Here is a 19,509-nt window from a genome sequence, read left to right as displayed (position 1 = left end):
CTAGATGTGGGGGACGTCGTCGGGGATGTCGTAGAAGGTCGGATGGCGGTAGACCTTGTCCGCGCTGGGCGCGAAGAACGGGTCCTTCTCGTCGCGGGTGGAGGCCGCTATGTCATCGCTGCGCACCGCCCATATCGACACGCCCTCGTTGCGCCGGGTGTACAGGTCCCGGGCGTGGGTGAGCGCCATCCGGTCGTCGGCCGCATGCAGCGAGCCGACGTGGACGTGATTCAGCCCGCGCTTGCCACGCACGAACACCTCGTACAGCGGCCAGTCCCGCTTCTCGCCGGTCATGCCGACACTCCTTTCTCCGCGCGGGCCGCCTGCTTGGCCGCGTACGCGTCAGCCGCTTCCCGCACCCAGGTACCTTCTTCATGCGCGGCGCGCCGCCGCTGGGTCCGCTCGGCATTGCACGGCCCGTCGCCCTTGATGACCCGCATCAGCTCGTCCCAGTCGGGGGTACCGAAGTCGTGGTGGCCGCGCTCGGCGTTCCAGCGCAGCTCCGGGTCGGGCAGGGTGACGCCGAGCTTCTCCGCCTGTGGGACGGTCATGTCGACGAACCGCTGGCGCAGTTCGTCGTTGCTGTGCCGCTTGATCTTCCACGCCATCGACTGCGCGGAGTTGGGCGAGTTGTCGTCCGGCGGGCCGAACATCATCAGGGACGGCCACCACCAGCGGTCCACCGCGTCCTGCACCATCTCCCGCTGTGCTTCGGTGCCGCGCATCATCGTCATCAGCAGCTCGTAGCCCTGCCGCTGGTGGAAGGACTCCTCCTTGCAGATCCGCACCATCGCCCGCGCGTACGGCCCGTAGGAGCTGCGGCACAGCGGCACCTGGTTGCAGATCGCCGCGCCGTCCACGAACCAGCCGACCACCCCGACGTCGGCGAACGACCGGGTCGGATAGTTGAAGATCGACGAGTACTTCTGCCGGCCCTCGATCAGCCGCTCGGTCAGATCCGCCCGGTCCACGCCCAGCGTCTCCGCCGCCGAGTACAGGTACAGGCCATGACCTGCCTCGTCCTGCACCTTGGCGAACAGGATCGCCTTGCGCCGCAAGGACGGTGCCCGCGTGATCCAGTCCCCCTCCGGCTGCATGCCGATGATCTCCGAGTGGGCGTGCTGCGCCACCTGTCGGATCAGTGTCTTCCGGTAGCCGTCGGGCATCCAGTCACGCGGTTCGATCCGCTGGTCCCGCGCGATCGTCGACTCGAAGAGCTCCTGCAGCGCAGGTGGAGCGTCAAGTGCGGCCGACGAGTCGGCCTGCTGTGCAGTCATCTGTACCACCGATCCCTACCGACCGTTCGTTCGGTCGATGATATAACGAGGTTCCTGGGTTCCGGCAAGTGCCGGAATGCGGTCGATTCCGGTGAAGGCGGTCACTTCCTCGGCAGAGCACGCAGCTCGGTCACCAGCGGGCTGTACTCCACGCGCACGACGGAGAAGGCCCTCCCGGGACGGGGCTGAAGGGCGGGGGCGTGCTCCTTGAGGTCCTGCCCGACGCAGAAGTGCCTGCCCTGCGCGGCCGAGCAGAACCGAGCGCACTTGTTCGCCGTCGGCGCGTACCTGCCCCACGGCGGCCGACAGCTTGCGGCGGAGGGGCGTGTAGAGGGCGTTGCCCACCGACGGCCGACGCAGTTCGACGACGGCGACGCCGTGCCGCACGGTGTATTCGGCGGTGCGTTTCGTCGGCCTGCGCCGTGTCGCTCACCGCCATGTGTAGAACCCTTGTCCGGTCTTGCGGCCGAGTTCGCCCCGGGCGACCTTCTCGCGCAGCAGGCGCGGCGGGGCGAACCGCTCACCGAGGGTGGCGTGCAGGTGTTCCGCGATGGCCAGGCGTACGTCCAGACCGACCAGGTCGGTCAGGCGCAGAGGTCCCATGGGGTGCTTGTAACCGAGGCGCATCGCGTCGTCGATGGCTTCGGGTTCGGCGACGCCTTCCTCGACCATGCGGATGGCCTCCAGGCCCAGGGCGAGCCCGAGACGGCTGCTGGCGAAACCGGGCGAGTCCTTGACGACGACGTCCTTCTTGCCGAGGCAGCGCGTCCAGCGCAGGGCCGCCTCGGTCGTGGCGGCGTCCGTGCCCGGCGCCACCACGATCTCCACCAGTTCCGAGGCGGGCACCGGGTTGAAGAAGTGCATGCCCAGGAAGCGGCCGGGACGGGTGAGGGCGGCGGCCAGCTCGGTGACGGACAGAGAGCTGGTGTTGCTGGCCAGCACCGTCGTCGCGCTCACCGCCTGCTCGGCGGCGACGAGGACGCGGGCCTTGAGCGCGGAGTCCTCGGGAACGGCCTCCACAACCAGGTCGGCCTCGGCGGGCAGCGCGTCCACCGACTGCACGGTGGACACCCGGGCGAGGATCTCGTCGGCCGGTTCGTCGAGCCGGTCGCGTTCGGCGGCCCGCTTCAATCCCGTGGCCACCCGGTCCAGGGCGGCGGCCGCGGCCTCGGCACCGTTCTCGACCACGGTGACGGTCGACCCCGCGGTCGCGTAGGACTGGGCGATGCCTGCGCCCATGCGGCCGCCACCGATTACCCCGACGACAGCCGGTGCGGTGCTGGTGGTCACTTTCGGCTCCTCTTCTCCAGGAAACGGGTCATACGGTCCTTCTTGTCCTCACCCTCGAACAGCACGGCCTGCGCCAGGTCGTCGGCGACCGGGTGGGCGCCGGGCGAGTCGACGACGAGCTTGGTCAGGCGCAACGCCATGGCGGAGGAACGGGCCATGCGGTCGAGCAGCGCATGCGCCTCGTCCAGAAGCTTCTCGGCCGGTACGACGTCGATGACGAGCCCGGCGGCCAGGGCGGCCTGCGCGTCGAGGTTCCGTCCGGCGAGCAGCACCTGCTTGGCGACCGACTCGCCGACCAGCTCGGGCAGCCGCCAGCAGGCCCCGGCCGCGGCGAGGATGCCGAGCCCCGGCTCGGGGTTGCCGAACACGGCATCGGGTCCGGCGATGCGCAGGTCGCAGGCATAGGCCAGCTCGGCGCCGCCGCCCAGGGCCCAGCCGTCGACCGCGGCGACGGTCGGCATGGGCAGTCGGCGCACCCGCTCGAACAGACGGCTGTTGATGCCTTGCAGTGCCTCGTCGCGGCCGCGCCCCAGCAGTTCGGCGATGTCGGCACCGCCCGCGAACACCCGGCCGTGGCCGGTGAGCAGCAGCAGCCTCGGCCGACGCTCCAGCTCGGCGCAGACGTCGTGCAGTTCGGCGATCATCTGCCCGCTGATGGCGTTGCGGGCGTCGGGCCGGTGCAGGGTGACGACGACCCGGTCGTCGCGCTCCTCGACCAGGAGGGTCTCGTAGGTCATGGCGCTCACACCCTCTCCACCAGCATCGCGACACCCTGGCCGACGCCGACGCACAGGGTCGCCAGACCCCTGCGGGCGTCCTCCCGCTCCAGACGCCCCAGCAGGGTCAGCAGGATGCGGGCACCGGAGCAGCCCAGGGGGTGCCCCAGTGCGATGGCTCCGCCGTCGGCGTTGACCTTGTCCTCGTCGAGCTTCAGGCGCCGCATCACTGCCAGGGCCTGGGCGGCGAACGCCTCGTTCAGCTCGACGGCGTCGAGGTCCGCGGTCCGCCAGCCGGCTCGGGAGAGGGCCTTTTCGGTGGCGGGGACCGGCCCGAGCCCCATGATGTGCGGCTGGACACCGGCCGAGGCGGAGGTGACGATCCGAGCCCGAGGCGTGAGCCCGTACCGGTCCACGGCCGTCGCGCTCGCCACGACGAGGGCGGCGGCGCCGTCGGACAGCGGCGAGGAGGAACCGGCGGTGACGATGCCGTTCTTGCGGAAGATGGTGCGAAGGGTGCCGAGCTTTTCCAGCGTGGTCGAGGGACGGGGGCCCTCGTCTCGCGAAACCTCGCCGTCCTTCACGGGGACGGGCACGATCTCGCGGTCGAAGCGGCCGGCCTCCTGGGCGGCGACGGCCCGCTGGTGGCTGCGCAGCGCGAAGGCGTCGGACTCGGCACGGGTGATGCCGTCGAGCGCGGCCACCTCTTCGGCGGTCTCGCCCATCGTCAGGGTGTGCTTCACCGTCTCGGGTCCGGCACCCGCGGGAACGGCACGGTCGGCGTCCGTGAAGCGGGGGTTGGTGAACCGCCAGCCCAGCGACGTGTCGTGCACCTCCCCCGGCTTGGCCCAGGGGGTCCCGGGCTTCTGCATCACCCACGGGGCGCGCGTCATGGACTCCGCACCGCCGGCCACGACCAGGTCGGCCTCACCGGCGCGGATCGCCTGGGCGGCCGAGGCGACTGCGGTCAGGCCCGAGGCGCAGAGCCGGTTGACGGTGTAGCCGGGCACGGTGTGCGGCAGCCCGGCCAGCAGGACCGCCATGCGGGCCACGTCCCGGTTGTCCTCGCCGGCCTGGTTGGCCGCGCCGAGGATCACTTCGTCCACGGCCTCGGCCGGTATACCGGAGCGGCGCACGGCCTCGCCGACCACGAGAGCGGCCAGGTCGTCGGGGCGTATGGAGGCCAGGGCGCCGCCGTAGCGGCCCTGCGGAGTGCGCGCTCCGTCTATCAGGTAGACGTCTTCGGGCATCAGGCGGACTCCTCGACGGTGTTGACGGGGCGGCGGGACTGCAGGACGGCGAAGCGGCCGGTGACGAACGCCGCGTCGGACAGGGTGGCGCTGGCCGCGGGGTTGGCGGCGCTGCCGTGGAAGTCGCTGAAGGCGGAGGACTGGTTGACGAAGACCTGACCGGTGAGGTTCTCGGAGAGGTGGACACCGGCGTCCAGGGCGGCTTCCTCGGCTGCGGCCAGCACCTCCTCCTCGGTGGAGTGGACTGCCGCGGTCAGCGCACCGTGCGCGCGCACCGTCTCGCGGAACAGCTCCAGGCTGTGCCGGGTGGAGTCGGTGCCGATCACGAAGGACACCGGCCCGAACCACTCCCGGGTGTAGACCTCCCGGTCGGCCTCCGCGTCCAGCCGCGCCACGAGCGGCGTCCGCACGTCCGCTTCGTCGTAGTCGGGATGTGCGACGGACGTCGACGAGCGCACCGTACGGCCGATCCCGGCGGCTTCCTCGAGCCGGTGGCGCACACCGTCGTTGACGATCGCGCCCAGCGTGCCGGCGGCACGGGCGGGGTCGCCGAGCAGCTTGTCCAGGGCGGCGGCGAGGTCGGTGGCGAACTCGTCCGCCGTCCGCGGACCCTGGTCGGTGACGATGCCCTCACGGGGGATCAGCAGGTTCTGCGGGGTGGTGCACATCTGCCCGCTGTACAGCGAGAGCGAGAAGGCGAGGTTGCCCAGCAGACCGCGGTAGTCGTCGGTGGAGTCGAGGACGACGGTGTTGAGGCCGGCCTTCTCGGTGTAGACGGCGGCCTGGCGTGCGTTGGTCTCCAGCCAGTCACCGAACTCGGTGGAACCGGTGAAGTCGACGATCCGCACGTCCGGGTCCAGGGCGAGCGTGGCGGCGTCCCGGCCGCCGGGCGCCTCGGTGGCCAGAAGGACGAGGTCAGGGCTGAAGCCCGCCTCGGCCAGCACCTCACGGGCGATGCGCACCGTGATCGCCAGGGGCAGCACGGCGCCCGGGTGCGGCTTGACCAGGACCGGGTTGCCGGTGACGAGCGAGGCGAACAGGCCCGGGTAGCCGTTCCAGGTGGGGAAGGTGTTGCAGGCGACGAGCAGTGAGACGCCCCGGCCTACGGGGCTGAACTTCTTGTCCAGCACCAGGGCCCCGCCCTTGCGCTGAGGCTTGCTCCAGCGGGCGGCGGCCGGGTGCTTCTTCTGCGCCGCCCACGCGTAGGCGACAGCCTCGAGGCCGCGGTCCTGGGCGTGCGGGCCACCCGCCTGGAAGGCCATGACGAACGCCTGCCCGGTGGTGTGCTGCACGGCGTGGGCGATCTCGAAGCTCGCCGCGTTCAGCCGGGCGAGGATCTCCGCGGCGACCCCGGCGCGCGTGTCCGGGCCGGCCTTGCGCCAGGCCACCGTGGCGTCCTTGGCGGCGGCCACGGCCGCGGCCGGTGAGAGACGGGGGTAGCTGATGCCCAGCGGGAAGCCGTACGGGGAGTGCTCCTCGGGCGCCACGCGCCCCTCCGCCGGATGCCCGGGAAGGTCGAAGGGCCTGCCGATCTGCTCCCGGAAGACCGCCTCACCGAGCGTGGCGGCGTCCTCGCCGTAGACCGACTTGCTGGGTGACTCGGGGTAGGGCGTCCAGTGCTCCCGGTTCTCCGTCGCGGCCACCGCCTGTTCCAGCAGGGCGCGATGGCGGGCGAAGAGGTCGGGCACCTCAGTGGCTGCGTGATGCATATGACTCCCTCTTGACAGGCCCTGGCATGGCTTGAATTACTTGGCCGTGCCGCACGCTAACCGAATGTTCGGTCGGTACACAAGGTGGTATAAGTCATGACAGAGGCAATGCCCGCCCTCGCAGATCCGACGGCGCGCATGTTCGCCGCCGACCAGGCTTCACGTCTTCTCGGCATCGAACTGCTGGAGCACGGCGAAGGGACCGCGGTGCTCCGCATGACCGTGACGGAGTCGATGGTCAACGGTCACGGGACCGCTCACGGCGGATATCTGTTCCTCTTCGCCGACAGCGCCTTCGCCTGTGCCTGCAACAGCCACGGACCGGTCACGGTCGCCTCCGGAGCAGATGTCACGTTCGTGGCACCCGCCCGTGAGGGAGACGTGCTGACCGCCACCGCCCGGGAGATCACCCGTTTCGGTCGCAGCGGCATCTATGACGTGAGCGTCCTACGCGGCGAGACGGTGATCGCGGAGTTCCGCGGCCGCAGCCGCAGTGTTCGGAGCAAGGAATTCAAGGAGCCGCAATGACCAGCGAACCGACCGCACCGGTGGACACCACGCGCCGCCACGGTGACCCCCTTCCGGCGGAGCTGCTGGACGATGCCGAGCGGATGCCGCGCGAGGAGGTGGAAGCGCTCCAGCTGCGCCGCCTCCGCCGGACACTGCGGCACGCCTATGACAACGTCGAGCTCTACCGCAAGAAATTCGACCAGGCCAGCGTGACCCCCGACGACTGCCGGACCCTGCAGGACCTGGCCCGGTTCCCCTTCACGACCAAGGCCGACCTGCGAGAGACCTACCCCTTCGGCATGTTCGCCGTCCCCATGTCCGACGTGCGGCGCATCCATGCCTCCAGCGGCACGACCGGCCGCCCCACGGTGGTCGGCTACACCGAGAAGGACCTTTCGACCTGGGCGGACCTGATCGCCCGCTCGATACGCGCCGCCGGCGGCCGCCCCGGGCACAAGGTCCACATCTCCTACGGCTACGGCCTGTTCACCGGTGGCCTCGGCGCCCACTACGGCGCGGAACGCGCCGGATGCACCGTGATCCCCGCGTCCGGCGGCATGACCGCCCGACAGGTGCAGATCATCCAGGACTTCCAGCCCGAGATCATCATGGTCACCCCCTCCTACATGCTCACCCTGCTCGACGAGTTCGAGCGACAGGGCGTGGACCCGCGCACCACGTCCCTGAAGATCGGCATCTTCGGCGCCGAGCCGTGGACGGAGGCGATGCGCCGCGAGGTCGAGGAGCGCATGGACATCCACGCCGTCGACATCTACGGGCTCTCCGAGGTGATGGGCCCCGGCGTGGCGCAGGAGTGCGTGGAGACCAAGGACGGCCTGCACGTGTGGGAGGACCACTTCCTCCCCGAGGTCGTCGACCCGTTCACGGACGAACTCCTCGCCGACGGCGAGAGCGGTGAACTCGTCTTCACGTCGCTCACCAAGGAGGCGCTCCCGGTCATCCGCTACCGCACCCGGGACCTGACCCGGCTGCTGCCCGGCACCGCCCGTCCCGGCTTCCGTCGTATCGAGAAGATCACCGGCCGCTGCGACGACATGATCATCCTGCGCGGGGTGAACGTCTTCCCGAGCCAGATCGAAGAGGTGGTCCTGGGCGTACGCGGCGTCACCCCGCACTTCCAGATCCAGCTGACCACACGGGGACGGATGGACCACATGACCGTCCGTGTCGAGGCCAAGCGCGGCGCAGGACCGGAGCAGCGCGAGGCGGCTGTCCGCGCGATCGCCAAGGGCGTGAAGGACAGTGTCGGCGTGACTGTGGAGGTGGTGATCGTGGAGCCCGAGACCCTGGAACGTTCCCTCGGCAAACTCCGCCGGATCAAGGACCAGCGTGGGGCCTGACCCGTTTCCTTGTCACAATGACCGGATGAGCAACACGCCCATCGGCCGCCCCGCACGGCGCGCGGAGCGGCCCGCCTATGACCGTGACTCCCTCCTGGAAGTCGCGGTCGCGGTCTTCAACGAACGCGGCTACGACGGCACCGGCATGGAGGAGCTGGCCCGGCGGCTCGGTCTGAGCAAGTCCAGCATCTACCACCACGTCTCCGGCAAGGAGGAGCTGCTGTCCCTCGCCGTCACCCGTGCTCTGGACGCGCTGTTCGCCGTACTGGACGAGAGCCCGGCACCGGACACGTCGGCAACGGCCCGGCTGCGGCACGTCGTACGGCGCAGCGTCGAGGTGCTGGCGGCCGAGCTGCCGTACGTCACCCTGCTGCTGCGGCTGCACGGGAACAGCGACACCGAGCGGCAGGCCCTCGCACGGCGGCGCGAGTTCGACAACCGAGTCGCGGACCTGGTCATACGCGCCATGGCCGAGGGAGGCGTCCGCGACGACATCGATCCCCACCTGGCAGGTCGCCTGCTGTTCGGCACCGTGAATTCCCTCATCGAGTGGTACAGCCCCGACGGAGACCTCCCGGTGACGACTCTGGCCGACTCCCTCACGGCCGTACTGTTCGAGGGTCTGAGCCGTCAGGGGGCCACCGGCGCCGACCGAGGTCGCCCCTTGGGGCGGATGCCGGACTGAGGGCTCAGCAAGTCGCTGTATAGCTAGAAATGCCATATTCATGCCATGGCTGACGACGACACCGACTTCTTCCCCGGGACGGCCCCGGCAGCGGCATCTCCATCTCGCTCACCGCTGGCACCCTGCAGGCCATTCGTAAGCGGGTCGGCAAGCAAGGCGTGTCCGCCTACCTGGAGAAGGCCTGACTCCCGCCCCCGCACGGGGCTGTGAGCTCCGCCGTCGACTGCTTCGCTCGACAAAGCGATGTCCGACCCGGCCACGTCGGTGTCGCCTGGCACCGAGGATGAGCTACGCGGCATCGGCGAGGTCAGCCGACATGCCTCCGCCGTCAGTGGCCGGCGGCGAGTTCGCCACTGAGCTTGCCGTGGAGGTCGGCGCTGGGGGTGTTGAGGCCGGTGATCTCGACGGTCTTGCCACGCTGGGCGTACTTGGTCTCGATGGCGTCCAGGGCCGCGACGGAGGAGGCGTCCCAGATGTGGGCGGCGCTCAGGTCGATGACGACGTTCTTCGGATCTCCGGCGTAGTCGAACCGGCCGACGAGGTCGTTGGAGGAGGCGAAGAAGAGCTCACCGGTGACCCGGTAGACGACCGTGGTGTGGTCGGGGTCGGTGACGGACGTGACCTCGGCGAGGTGGGCGACGCGTCTGGCGAAGATCACCATGGCAGTGACGGAGCCGACGACGACCCCGATGGCGAGGTTGTGGGTGGCCACGACGCAGGCGACGGTGACCAGCATGACGAGGATCTCCCCGGCGGGCATGCGCTTGAGGGTCTTCGGGGCGATGGAGTGCCGGTCGAAGGTCGCGAACGACACCATGACCATGACGGCTACCAGGGCAGCCATGGGAATGCCGGAGACGACCGGGCCGAAGACGATGCAGAGCACCATCAGGAAGGCTCCGGCGAGGAAGGTCGAGAGGCGGGTGCGTGCGCCGGAGACCCTCACGTTGATCATCGTCTGACCGATCATGGCGCAGCCGCCCATGCCTCCGAAGAATCCGGTGACGATGTTGGCGATGCCCTGGCCGATGGACTCGCGGGTCTTGCTGGAGTGCGTGTCGGTGATGTCGTCGACCAGCTTGGCGGTCATCAGCGACTCCATCAGTCCGACCAGCGCCATGGCGAAGGCGTAGGGGGCGATGGTCGTCAGGGTGTCAAGCGTGAAGGGCACGTCGGGCAGGCCCGGCACGGGCAAAGAGGAGGGCAGTTTCCCCTTGTCGCCGACGGTCGGCACGGCGATTCCGGCCGCGACCGTGATGACGGTCAGGACCACGATCGAGACGAGCGGGGCGGGGATGACAGTGGTGATCTTCGGGAGGAGGATCATCAGCACGAGTCCGCCGGTGATCAGCGGGTAGACCGGCCAGGGGACGTTCCGCATCTCGGGGACCTGGGCCATGAAGATCAGGATGGCCAGGGAGTTGACGAAGCCGACCATCACCGAGCGCGGGATGAACCGCATCAGCTTCGCCACCCCGAGCCCGCCGAGGACGATCTGGAAGACGCCGGCGAGGATGACGGCGGCGATCAGGTAGCCAAGGCCGTGCTCGCGGTTGAGCGGGGCGATGACGAGCGCGACGGCGCCGGTGGCGGCGGAGATCATCGCCCGTCGGCCACCGACGATCGAGATGACGACGGCCATGGTGAAGGAGGCGAACAGGCCCAGCGCGGGATCGACACCGGCGATGATCGAGAACGAGATCGCCTCGGGAATCAGCGCGAGGGCGACGACCAAGCCGGCCAGGACCTCGGTACGCCAGACCTTCGGGTCGGAGAACCAGTCGGGCTTCATGCCACGCAGGCGCGCGGCCGGGGACACAGCTGAGGCAGCAGAAGACAACGGAGACGGAACCTGTCGTGCTCGGGCACACCCCGTTCGGCAGACCGGGGCACGCGGAAGGGTGCGGTGGAACGGGGTCGGCACCCCGCGAGCGGCTCCATGAGCGCGGAGCCGAAGGACGAGCGAGGAGCGGAACAGCCCCCGCGCTTGCACAGGAATTCAGTTCCGCAGGCGCATCATCACGGCGGGCAGGCGACAGCGCCGGGCGGCATGAGCTCGCGCACGCTTCTCTCCTGCAAAATAATCGGAACTTCGCCGAGGGCGTCATCGGCCCCGACACGGCACCGGTGGGCACGGGTACGCCGCCCACGTCAGGACAACTCTACCGTAACGTTAGAGTGAGAGGGCGGTGCCCGCTCGGGGCCCGGCCGACAAGGACGAGAGGCCAGAGGATCACGGGCGTGGACGGCAAGCACATGCAGATCGGTGAGGTGGCCACGCGGACCGAGCTGTCCCTGCGCACGATCCGGCACTACGAGGAGGTCGGCCTGGTCGTTCCCTCCGCCCGCTCGCAGGGAGGCTTCCGCCTCTACACCGAGCGAGACGTCGAACGACTCATGGTTGTCCGCCGGATGAAACCCCTTGGCTTCACTCTGGAGCAGATGCGCGACCTGCTCGACGCCACCGACCGCCTCGATGAAGGTGACCTGTCGCGGGGAGAGCGAGAAATCCTGCTGGAGCGCGTCCGCGGATACGAGCACGGCGCTGCCGATCAGGTGACCAAGTTGCGCGTCCAGCTGGCGCGGGCCGAGGAGTTCGCGCGGACGCTGCGCGAGCGAGTGGAACGAAACCAGGCCGCAAACACGTAGGCGTTCGGGCTCGAACTCGCGCAGCGCCAACTCGGGTGAAAGGGTCGGCGCCGTCACCTTCTCCGCGCGGATGGGCTCGGCGAGGGGTCCGGGTCGTGAGGGCGGAGGCGCCGGGCACGGCGGTGCGCTCGCCCACGTAACGGGTCCTGGCGGCTGGGTCGTGAGATCGCGGACGCGGCAGGAGTCCCGGTCGGCCGCAGCACGTCGGCCGGAACTCGGGGAGGAGGCCGTCGCCTCCGACGAGGTGCACGTACGCGAGGAGGGCGTATGTGCCTCCGCGCGAGCGCGGATGCTGCCGCTGATCGCGGACCGGATCAGGGGCACGGACGACAGGGTCGCGGAGCTGCGGGCCTCGAACCCGGCCAACTTCTTTCAGGTCCTCGCAAAGCCGGCCCTCGGGAGCGCGCCTCCCGCCCCGCGCGACCTGCACGATCAGCCAGGTGACACCTGGTCAGAACGAGCGTCAGAGCGTCAGGACATTGCCCGTGACTCCCACACCACCCCTAACGCACACGCGCAAAATTACAGGTCAGGAGCCCTTTGCGGCGGGTTCGAGAATCGCCACGCACTCCACGTGATGCGTAATCGCAAACATGTCGGCCCGAACGCGCCACGGAAAAGCCCAGCTCAGAGCCACTTTCTGGGCTCATCGCGCCGTATGCGAGCGCCCAGAGCGTCGAACGAGCGTCAGAGTGTTGCCGGCTGACTCTGCCACACGGACTGCTCGTGCCTGTACCTGGTCGGCACCCGCAAGCCGGCCTTCTGGGCACCACGTTCCGGGACCGCAGCGTCGGCGCGCTGCCAGGTAGCGGTCGCCACAGCCACGGCTCGCTGGAACTGCCGATTTCACGTCAGCTGCCGAGCCAGGCGAGGGCAGCCACCGTCATGGCGCTGACGCCGGTGTCCAGGGTGGGTTGGACGACGGGGGCGAAGGCAGGGCTGTGGTTGACCGGGACGTCCTGGGCGATGGTGCCCTTCTGGGCGGCCTCGGCATACAGCTCGGCGTCGATGCCTCCGATGCCCCAATAGGTGAACGGCGCGCCGAACGCTTTGGCGATCTCGCTCATGTCCTCGCTGGCGGTCTGCAGGTCGATGGTGTGCGCGTCGTCGGCGAAATGGGCGGCGAACGCCTCCGCGACGCGCCGCGTCACTTCCTCGTCGTTGACGGTGGGCGGAAAGGCGGCCGTTCGCTCGATCTCGGGTGCCTGCGGCGACCCGGACGCCTCGCTCTCGGTCCGGACGATGCGCTCGATCGCCTTCAGGACCTTGGTGCGCGTGGCGTCGTCGTAGGTCCGGACGTTGACCTCGATGACGGCGCCGTCGGGGATGACGTTGGGGCCGGTGCCGGCGTGGATGCTGCCTACGGTGACGACGGCGGGGGTGGTGGCGGCGAGTTCCCGGGAAACGATGGTCTGCAAGCGCACAACGATCATAGCGGCCATCACCACGGGGTCGACCGCGGCCTGGGGCATGGAGCCGTGAGCCCCTCGGCCGTGGACGGTGATGCGCAGGCTGTCCGCGGCCGACAGGAACGGCCCCGGACGGGTGCCGACGTAGCCGGCCGGATAGGGCAGGACGTGCTGGGCGAGTACCACGTCGGGCCGGGGCACCCTTGCCGTGAGACCGTCGTCGATCATGGCATGGGCGCCGTCGCCGTTCTCCTCCGAGGGCTGGAAGAGCGCCACGAATGTACCGCGCCAGGCGTCTTCGGCCTGAGTCATCAGCCGTGTGCAGCCGAGCAGAGCGGTCACGTGCACATCGTGTCCGCAGGCGTGCATGACCGGCTGCCCTGTGCCGTCCGGACCGGTCAGGGTCACAGTGGAGGCGTAGGGCAGACCGGTCTGCTCGCGTACCGGGAGGGCGTCCATGTCCGCGCGGGCCATGACGGTAGGTCCGTCGCCGTTGGCCAGAACGCCGATCACGCCCGTGCCGCCGATGCCGTCTGTGACCTCGTAACCGAGATCCCGCAGAGCGTCGGACGCCTTCTTCGCCGTGCGGTGCTCCCGCAGGCCGAGTTCGGGATGCCTGTGCAGATCCCGGTAGAGGTCCTCGAGATCGGAGCGGATACCGGCGAGGCCGGACAGCACTGCACGGTTTCGGTCAATCACGACGTCTCCTTGCGCGGGTGGGACTGCTCTTCTTTCCCCTTTCGCGCGGCAGTGCCGGTGCCGTGCCGCAGCGTCGCGGCCATCCTGGCCCGGGGCTGCCAGTCCAGGCTGTTGGGCAGGTTCCAGCCGAACCGCACGGCAGTGAGCCGGAAGGCCAGGGCCAGGGTGATGCCCAGGCCGGCGCCGATCGCCGGCACGCCGAGGTACACGCAGATCACCGTGACTCCGGCGACCGCGATGGCGACGGTGGCGTACAGACCGTTGCCCCCGAAGACAGCCGGCACCCGGCCGAGGACGACATCGCGCAGGGCGCCGCCGCCGACGGCGGTCACGGTGCCCAGGAGGATGGCCGGAAGCCATCCCAGACCCACGGCGAGCGTCTTGTTGACCCCGGTGACCGCCCAGAACCCGAGCACGGCGGCGTCGAGCGCGGTGAAGAGCCGGGTCCAGGACGCCTCGCTGATCTTGATGAGAAAGACCACCACGGCCCCGGCGACGGCGGTCGGCAGGTAGGCGTAGTCGGTCAGCGCGACCGGTGTGCCGTGCTGCAGCAGCACGTCCCTGATCATGCCTCCGCCCAGACCGGAGATGATGCCCACCACCAGGAACCCGAACAGGTCCAGACCGGCCGTGCGGGCCACGGCGCCCCCCAGCAGCGCGCACGAGAAGACACCGGCAAGGTCGAGATAGCGCGTCGCGACCGTGATTCCGGCGGGGATCAGGGAAGCCGACGTCACACCTACGGTGGACACGATGACGAGCCTAGTGACTCGGCGTCGCCACGGCACGCGCAGACCGCCACGGACAGTGACGTTCCGCGACGACACGCGGCCGGCAGGTCAGATCACCTGCGGTCACGGCCGCGTGGGCGCAGAAGACACGGGTGGGGTGCGGCTGGTCCACCGCGGACCGGATCGTCCGGCCGCCGGAATCCGGCATGACCGACCACTGCTCGGCCGACGGCCGGGACAACGTGCCTGGGAGCGCGAAGGTCCGGACGCCGGCCGGGCGAAGAGGCGGGGCCGGCCGCCGAGGGTACGGCGGTCCCCCGGTCGGCGTCGGCCTCGTCAGGAGCCGCTGCGCCGGTCTCCGTCTTCGTGGCGCGCAGAGCCCGGTCGCGTCACGTCCGGCGCCGTGACCGTCGTGAACGGCAGCACCAGCCGGGAGGGGTGTGCGGCGTCGCGGTAGATCTTGTGGGTGACGGGGCGGCCCACCGGTAGGTGGAAGGCGTCCGGCGGCAGCAGCGCATTGTGTTCGTCGGCCGGCGGCTCGTCGTTGGAGAGCTCCACGACCAGCTTGTGGCCCGGCAGGAACGTCGCCGCGAACGGGTACACGCGCAGCACGTACTCCTCGATCCGCCCCGGCTCGACCGGCACCGCGCGGGTGTGCGGGTGGTAGGGGTCGCCGTCCGAGGTGCGCTCCTCGTCGAGCTCGCGGTGCGAGGCCTTGAGATAGGCGGTCGTCACGAGCTGACGCCTTCCGCCCGGCGCCTCGTCCCACATGCGCAGGATGAAGTTCGTTTCGGGCTGGTCGATCTCCGCGAAGAGGTGCGCCGCACCCTGACCGATCATCTCGGTGGGCTCGGTGAACGGCTCCGTGCTCCAGTTGAGGATCTCCACCTTGTCGGTCACCGTCAGCGGCGCCTGGTAGAAGCCGTCGGGGGCCGCGTGCTCGGCGCCCATCAGCTCGGGCTCGAAGGAGAGCTTGCGGCGCGGGCGGAAGTAGAGCGACTTGTACTCCACGTCCTTCGGCGGCCACTGCGCGCCGGTGACGTACTCGCGCGAGCCCTCGACGTGGACGGTGACGGCCGGCTCGTCCATCACCCCGTTGTCGATGCCCTTGATCCAGTAGTCGTACCACCGGAACATCTTGTCGTGCTCTTCGATGAAGGGGCGCGACTGCATCGGCGGGTAGGGGCCGATGTCGAGCTTCTTCGGGCCGTTCAGTGAATTGAACAGCTCGATGGTCCCGTCAATCGTCCAGCCGCGGCCCTGGTCGATCTGCAGCCAGACCGGGATGTGGATGTTCGGCGCGAGGGTGACCGGGTTGCGCTCCTCGTACCACTCGCCGTCGACCTCGTTCATCACGATGTCGAACCAGGCCTCGTGGTTCTTCGGGTAGTTCAGCACGTGGACCAGGTTCGGCCAGGCGGCCACGTCCGGGTCCTGCAGCCGCTCGGCGACCTTCTCCTTGATCTCCTTCGGTGAGTAGGTCTCGAGCATGCGGGATTTGACGCCGTCGGTGAAGGCCCAGCCGGAGTCGCCGCCGCGGCCCTCGCGGGCTGCGCGCGGCATGAACCACATGACGCCGCCGTGGTAGGTGGTCTCGTAGAAGTCGTAGTGGCCGCCGCTGACGAAGATCGCCTTGAGGTGCGGCGGCCGCTCGGCGGCGGCGAGCACCTGCATCGAGCCGAAGTAGGAGATACCGATCATGCCGACGTTGCCGTCGCACCACGGCTGCGCCGCGACCCACTCGATGAAGTCGTAGGCGTCCTGGCCGAGCGAGACACCACCGGCGTTGTAGTTGCCGATGTGCTCGCCCTCGGAGGCACCGGAGCCGCGCAGGTCGCCGATGACGTGGACGTAGCCCTCCTTGACGACGCGCGCGATGTCGCCGGCCTCGATGCAGCCGTCCCACATCGGGCTGGGGCGCCGCTGCGGAGGCGTCGTGAGCGCGAGGGCCTGCAGCTCCTTGCCGTAGGGGCTCAGGGCCACGAGTGCGGGCCGCGGTGTGTCGTCCAGGCCGCTGTAGGTGTCGGCTGCCAGCGTGACGCCGTCCCGCATCGGCACCTGGAGGTCCTTGCGGACGGCGATGGTCTGCTCGCCCGCCCGAACCGTCTGAAAGTCAGTCATGAGTGCGAAGCTCCTGTGTTACGCGTTCTGGTCGAGGTGCTCGCGGTAGCCGTGCATCGAGGTGAAGAACGGCGACGGCTCGAGCGTGGGGTCGCCGGTGTAGCCGAGCTCCTCGGCGACGCGGGCGAACGGGGAGTACGGCGAATCCGTCTCCGCCAGGCCTGTCTGCAGGCAGCCGCAGGCGGCCGCGCCGACCCGGCCCTCGGCGGCGAGGCTCTGGGCGATGGCCTCCTGGGCCTGCGCGGCATCGAGCTCGACGCCGTACGGCGTGCCGTCGGCGCGACGGTACGGGTGCCCGAGGTAGAGGTGCCGCGGACGGATCTCGTCGCGCAGGTACTCCAAGCTGGTGCGATAGGCGACCGGGTCCGTGTAACCGGGGAAGCCGTTGGCGGCCCCGTGGGCCTGAACGGCGTCACCGGTGAACACCGCGCCCTGGCCGTCGACGACGTACGCGACCGATCCGAGCGTGTGGCCCGGGATCGAGTGCACCGAGACGGTGACGTCGCCGCCGAGGGAGAGGGTCTCGCCGCCCTTGACGCGCAGGGTGGGCTCCATCTCGCCGGCGATGACGGCATGCGCGGTGGCGGTCACCTTCGCCTCGCCCTCGGGGTCGCCCAGGTACCGGCCCCGTCCGGCGAGATACTCCTCCACGTGGGCCCGCCGCGAGCGGAGCATCGGTGCGTCGGCCTCGTGGATCACCACCTGGGCGCGCCGGCCGGTGAGCTCCCACAGGGCGTGTGCCCCGCCGACGTGGTCGATGTGACCGTGGGTCAGCAGGATCCAGCGCACGTCCTCGATGCGGCGCCCGATCGCCTCGAGGGCGGGAGCCATCCCTGCGGTGGGCGAGGAGGCGATTCCGGTGTCGACGATGGCCGGCTCGGGTGCATCGATGAAGAAGCTGTAGAGACCGAATCGTCCCCACGGCGAGACCAACGGATGGACGTTGACTGCGTGCGCCATGGCTCTCTTTCTGAGCTCGTACGTGGGTCGGCCGGGGGGTGTCCGGTGGATCGGCGCGGCCTGATCCACCGGACACCCGCGAGGTCAGCGCCGGCCGAGGAAGTCCCGTGTCTGGGCGAAGACCCTGTGGTACTCCGGGATCCAGGAGAAGTGCTGGACGAATCCATGGCCCGCGCCCTCGTACCGGCTCACCGTCGCCTTCACGCCGACCTCCCGCAGCCGCCGGCCGTAGAGCTCGCCCTCGTCGCGCAGCGGGTCGTACTCCCCGGTGACGATGAGGGCCGGCGGCAGCCCGGTGAGGTCCGCCCGCTTGATCGGCGAGACGAGCGGGTCATCGGGATCGGCGCCGCTGTCGAGGTAGAAGGCGTTGAAGGGCTTCAGCCCAGCCGTCTCAAGCCCGTAGCCCGCGGCGTTCTCCCGCAGCGAGGCATAGCGGTCGAGGTCGAAGTCCAGGTCGAGCGAGGGGTAGTAGAGGACCTGGTGGGTGATCCGGTGGAAGCCGTCGTCGTGTGCCTTGGCCGCGACCGCGGCGGCGAAGGTGCCACCGGAGCTGTCGCCGGCGACGGCGAGGGTCTCGCCGTCCCAGCCCAGTCCCGACCCCTCCTCGGCGGCCCAGCGCACGACCGCGTAAGCGTCGTCGAGACCGGCCGGGAAGGCGTGCTCGGGCGCCAGGCGGTAGCCGACGGAGACGACCTTGATTCCGGTCTCCTTGGCCAGCGAGCGCGCGACGTGGTCGTGCGTCTCCAGGCTGCCGAGGAAGAAGGCGCCGCCGTGGAAGTACACCAGCAGACCGTGACGGTCGGCCTCGGCCGGCGTGTAGATCCGCACCGGCACCTCGCCGGAGGCGGTCCGTGCCGTCACGTCTTCGACCGAGTGCAGCGGCAGGCGTTCCTCCACGGGAGCGACATGCGCCTCGTCGGCGGCGCGCAGTGCGACCGGGTCGAGCGGGCCCTCGGGCGGGGTGGGCAGGCCGGCGACGAACGTGGCGATCTCGGGATGCAGCGGCATGTCGTCACTCCTTCGGCGCGGCGGCAGCCGCGGGCTTCTGGCCGGGGAAGACGTCGTTGATCTCGTCTTCGGTCCAGCCCTGGCGCGAGATGGCCTGCAATTTGTCGGTCACGGGCTTGCGAGTGGCCTGGTACAGCGCCAGTGCCTCCTTCAGGGAGCCGGCCCCGCGCAAGGCGTCGGCGAGCGCGCCGGCGTCCTCGATGGCCGAGTTCGCGCCCTGGCCCTGGTGGTGCAGCATCGAGTGGGCGGCGTCGCCGACGAGGACGACGGAGTCGGTGTGCCATGTGTCGACCGGGTCGATGTCGTACACGGCGCGGATGTTCACGGTGTCCATGTCGAGGTCGCGTGTGATGCTCACCAGGCGCTCGTCGAAGCCTTCGACCGTCGTCAGCAGGTCGTCCTTGGTGACCTGGGGCGTCCAGATGCTGTCCGGGCACAGGGCGGTGATGTCGAACGACACCTGGCCCCGGTGGCGCAGCGGAAGCAGGTAGATCTTCGTGCCTTTGCCTATGTACATCCGGAGGTTGTCGTCGACGACCATGCCGTGGGCGTCGTCCACGGAGATGACGGCGCGGTAGGCGTGCTCGCCGGAGAACACTGGGCTCTTGTCGCTGAACAGCTGGTGGCGCACGACCGACTTGATGCCGTCGGCGCCGACGACGAGGTCCGCCTCGACCGTCTTGCCGCCCGCAAAGGTGAGGACGGCGCTGTCGCCCTTGTCCTCGACGGTCTGCAGTTTGTGACCGAGGTGCACCATGCCCTCGGGCAGCACGCCCAGCAGGGCGTCGATGAAGTCGCCACGATGGATCAGATGGGTGTGGGTCTGGTCCCCGGCGGCCGGCCACGCCTCCTTCATGATCGGTTCACCGGTGGCGGTGAGGATCTCGAAGTACTCGCTGGGCGAGCTGACCTTGGCGATCGCGTCGAAGATGCCCCACTGGCGGAACCGGTCGATGGTGGCGGGACGCAGACCGATGCCGGCGCCGACCTCCCGGATCTGGTTCGCCTGCTCATAGACGTTGACGTCCGCACCGAGCAGGCTCATAGCCTTGGCCGCCGCCGCGCCGCCGTATCCCGCCCCGACGACGGCGATCTTCAGGTTCTTCAGGTCTGAGGACTGCATGAGGGTTCTCT

17 protein-coding genes are annotated in these 19,509 nt (G+C 69.7%); 4 read left to right on the top strand and 13 right to left on the bottom strand.

Going from position 1 to position 19,509, the window contains the following annotated elements:
* The 6 genes from paaB to paaN all read right to left on the bottom strand — a co-directional run bounded on the left by paaB (nucleotide 1) and on the right by paaN (nucleotide 6,242).
* A complete protein-coding gene (gene paaB, locus LRD69_RS25725) occupies nucleotides 1–294 on the bottom strand; it encodes a 1,2-phenylacetyl-CoA epoxidase subunit PaaB (RefSeq protein ID WP_030927360.1) in 294 nt (97 codons plus the stop codon).
* The gene (paaA, locus tag LRD69_RS25720) at nucleotides 291–1,277 is read right to left on the bottom strand and encodes a 1,2-phenylacetyl-CoA epoxidase subunit PaaA (RefSeq protein ID WP_277328908.1); all 987 of its coding nucleotides are present in this window, start codon (nucleotides 1,275–1,277) and stop codon (nucleotides 291–293) included. The genes paaB and paaA overlap by 4 nt, the downstream gene beginning before the upstream one ends.
* Nucleotides 1,278–1,706: 429 nt before the next feature.
* Nucleotides 1,707–2,567: a 3-hydroxyacyl-CoA dehydrogenase family protein gene (locus LRD69_RS25715; RefSeq protein WP_277328907.1), complete on the bottom strand. Its 861-nt coding sequence runs from the start codon at nucleotides 2,565–2,567 to the stop codon at nucleotides 1,707–1,709.
* Entirely contained in the window at nucleotides 2,564–3,304 is a 741-nt protein-coding gene (locus LRD69_RS25710) for an enoyl-CoA hydratase/isomerase family protein (RefSeq protein WP_277328906.1), read from the bottom strand. Before LRD69_RS25710 ends, LRD69_RS25715 begins: the two co-directional genes overlap by 4 nt.
* Before the next feature lie 5 nt (nucleotides 3,305–3,309).
* Nucleotides 3,310–4,533: a thiolase family protein gene (locus LRD69_RS25705; protein WP_277328905.1), complete on the bottom strand. Its 1,224-nt coding sequence runs from the start codon at nucleotides 4,531–4,533 to the stop codon at nucleotides 3,310–3,312.
* Nucleotides 4,533–6,242 carry a phenylacetic acid degradation protein PaaN gene (paaN, locus tag LRD69_RS25700; RefSeq protein WP_277328904.1) on the bottom strand — a complete coding sequence of 570 codons (1,710 nt, stop codon included), beginning with the start codon at nucleotides 6,240–6,242 and terminating at the stop codon, nucleotides 4,533–4,535. The genes LRD69_RS25705 and paaN overlap by 1 nt, the downstream gene beginning before the upstream one ends.
* A gap of 96 nt (nucleotides 6,243–6,338) precedes the next feature.
* Here paaN and paaI point away from each other — a divergent pair, with 96 nt between their 5' ends.
* Genes paaI through LRD69_RS25685 form a run of 3 tightly spaced genes read left to right on the top strand, consistent with a single transcriptional unit; the run spans nucleotide 6,339 to nucleotide 8,798 of the window.
* A complete protein-coding gene (paaI, locus tag LRD69_RS25695) occupies nucleotides 6,339–6,770 on the top strand; it encodes a hydroxyphenylacetyl-CoA thioesterase PaaI (RefSeq protein ID WP_277328903.1) in 432 nt (143 codons plus the stop codon).
* Nucleotides 6,767–8,113, top strand: a complete 1,347-nt coding sequence (paaK, locus tag LRD69_RS25690) for a phenylacetate--CoA ligase PaaK (RefSeq protein WP_277328902.1) — start codon at nucleotides 6,767–6,769, stop codon at nucleotides 8,111–8,113. Before paaI ends, paaK begins: the two co-directional genes overlap by 4 nt.
* Nucleotides 8,114–8,138: 25 nt before the next feature.
* Nucleotides 8,139–8,798, top strand: coding sequence for a TetR/AcrR family transcriptional regulator (locus LRD69_RS25685; RefSeq protein WP_277328901.1), 660 nt, complete (start codon nucleotides 8,139–8,141; stop codon nucleotides 8,796–8,798).
* A 328-nt stretch (nucleotides 8,799–9,126) separates the two neighbouring features.
* On the opposite strand, the gene LRD69_RS25680 is transcribed toward LRD69_RS25685, so the two are convergent.
* On the bottom strand, nucleotides 9,127–10,590 hold the full coding sequence (locus tag LRD69_RS25680; protein WP_277328900.1) for a SulP family inorganic anion transporter: 1,464 nt from the start codon (nucleotides 10,588–10,590) through the stop codon (nucleotides 9,127–9,129).
* Nucleotides 10,591–11,039: 449 nt separating this feature from the next.
* On the opposite strand from LRD69_RS25680, the gene LRD69_RS25675 reads away from it, so the two are divergent.
* The gene (locus LRD69_RS25675; protein WP_277328899.1) at nucleotides 11,040–11,447 is read left to right on the top strand and encodes a MerR family transcriptional regulator; all 408 of its coding nucleotides are present in this window, start codon (nucleotides 11,040–11,042) and stop codon (nucleotides 11,445–11,447) included.
* A gap of 851 nt (nucleotides 11,448–12,298) precedes the next feature.
* On the opposite strand, the gene LRD69_RS25670 is transcribed toward LRD69_RS25675, so the two are convergent.
* From LRD69_RS25670 to LRD69_RS25645, 6 genes are all read right to left on the bottom strand, one after another.
* On the bottom strand, nucleotides 12,299–13,555 hold the full coding sequence (locus LRD69_RS25670; RefSeq protein WP_277328898.1) for an amidohydrolase: 1,257 nt from the start codon (nucleotides 13,553–13,555) through the stop codon (nucleotides 12,299–12,301).
* Nucleotides 13,552–14,307: a trimeric intracellular cation channel family protein gene (locus tag LRD69_RS25665; RefSeq protein ID WP_277328897.1), complete on the bottom strand. Its 756-nt coding sequence runs from the start codon at nucleotides 14,305–14,307 to the stop codon at nucleotides 13,552–13,554. Before LRD69_RS25665 ends, LRD69_RS25670 begins: the two co-directional genes overlap by 4 nt.
* Nucleotides 14,308–14,622: 315 nt before the next feature.
* Nucleotides 14,623–16,407 (bottom strand): CocE/NonD family hydrolase, encoded by a 1,785-nt coding sequence (locus tag LRD69_RS25660; protein ID WP_277328896.1) that lies wholly within the window; start codon nucleotides 16,405–16,407, stop codon nucleotides 14,623–14,625.
* A gap of 18 nt (nucleotides 16,408–16,425) precedes the next feature.
* A complete protein-coding gene (locus tag LRD69_RS25655; RefSeq protein WP_277328895.1) occupies nucleotides 16,426–17,367 on the bottom strand; it encodes an MBL fold metallo-hydrolase in 942 nt (313 codons plus the stop codon).
* A gap of 84 nt (nucleotides 17,368–17,451) precedes the next feature.
* Nucleotides 17,452–18,375, bottom strand: coding sequence for an alpha/beta hydrolase (locus LRD69_RS25650; protein ID WP_277328894.1), 924 nt, complete (start codon nucleotides 18,373–18,375; stop codon nucleotides 17,452–17,454).
* Nucleotides 18,376–18,379: 4 nt separating this feature from the next.
* The gene (locus LRD69_RS25645; RefSeq protein WP_277328893.1) at nucleotides 18,380–19,498 is read right to left on the bottom strand and encodes an FAD-dependent monooxygenase; all 1,119 of its coding nucleotides are present in this window, start codon (nucleotides 19,496–19,498) and stop codon (nucleotides 18,380–18,382) included.
* Nucleotides 19,499–19,509 lie beyond the last annotated feature (11 nt).

It is taken from the genome of Streptomyces sp. JH14 (assembly GCF_029428675.1).
GTDB lineage: Bacteria > Actinomycetota > Actinomycetes > Streptomycetales > Streptomycetaceae > Streptomyces.
Note: the sequence above shows the minus strand (reverse complement) of the source record. Positions and strands in the feature narration are given on the sequence as shown.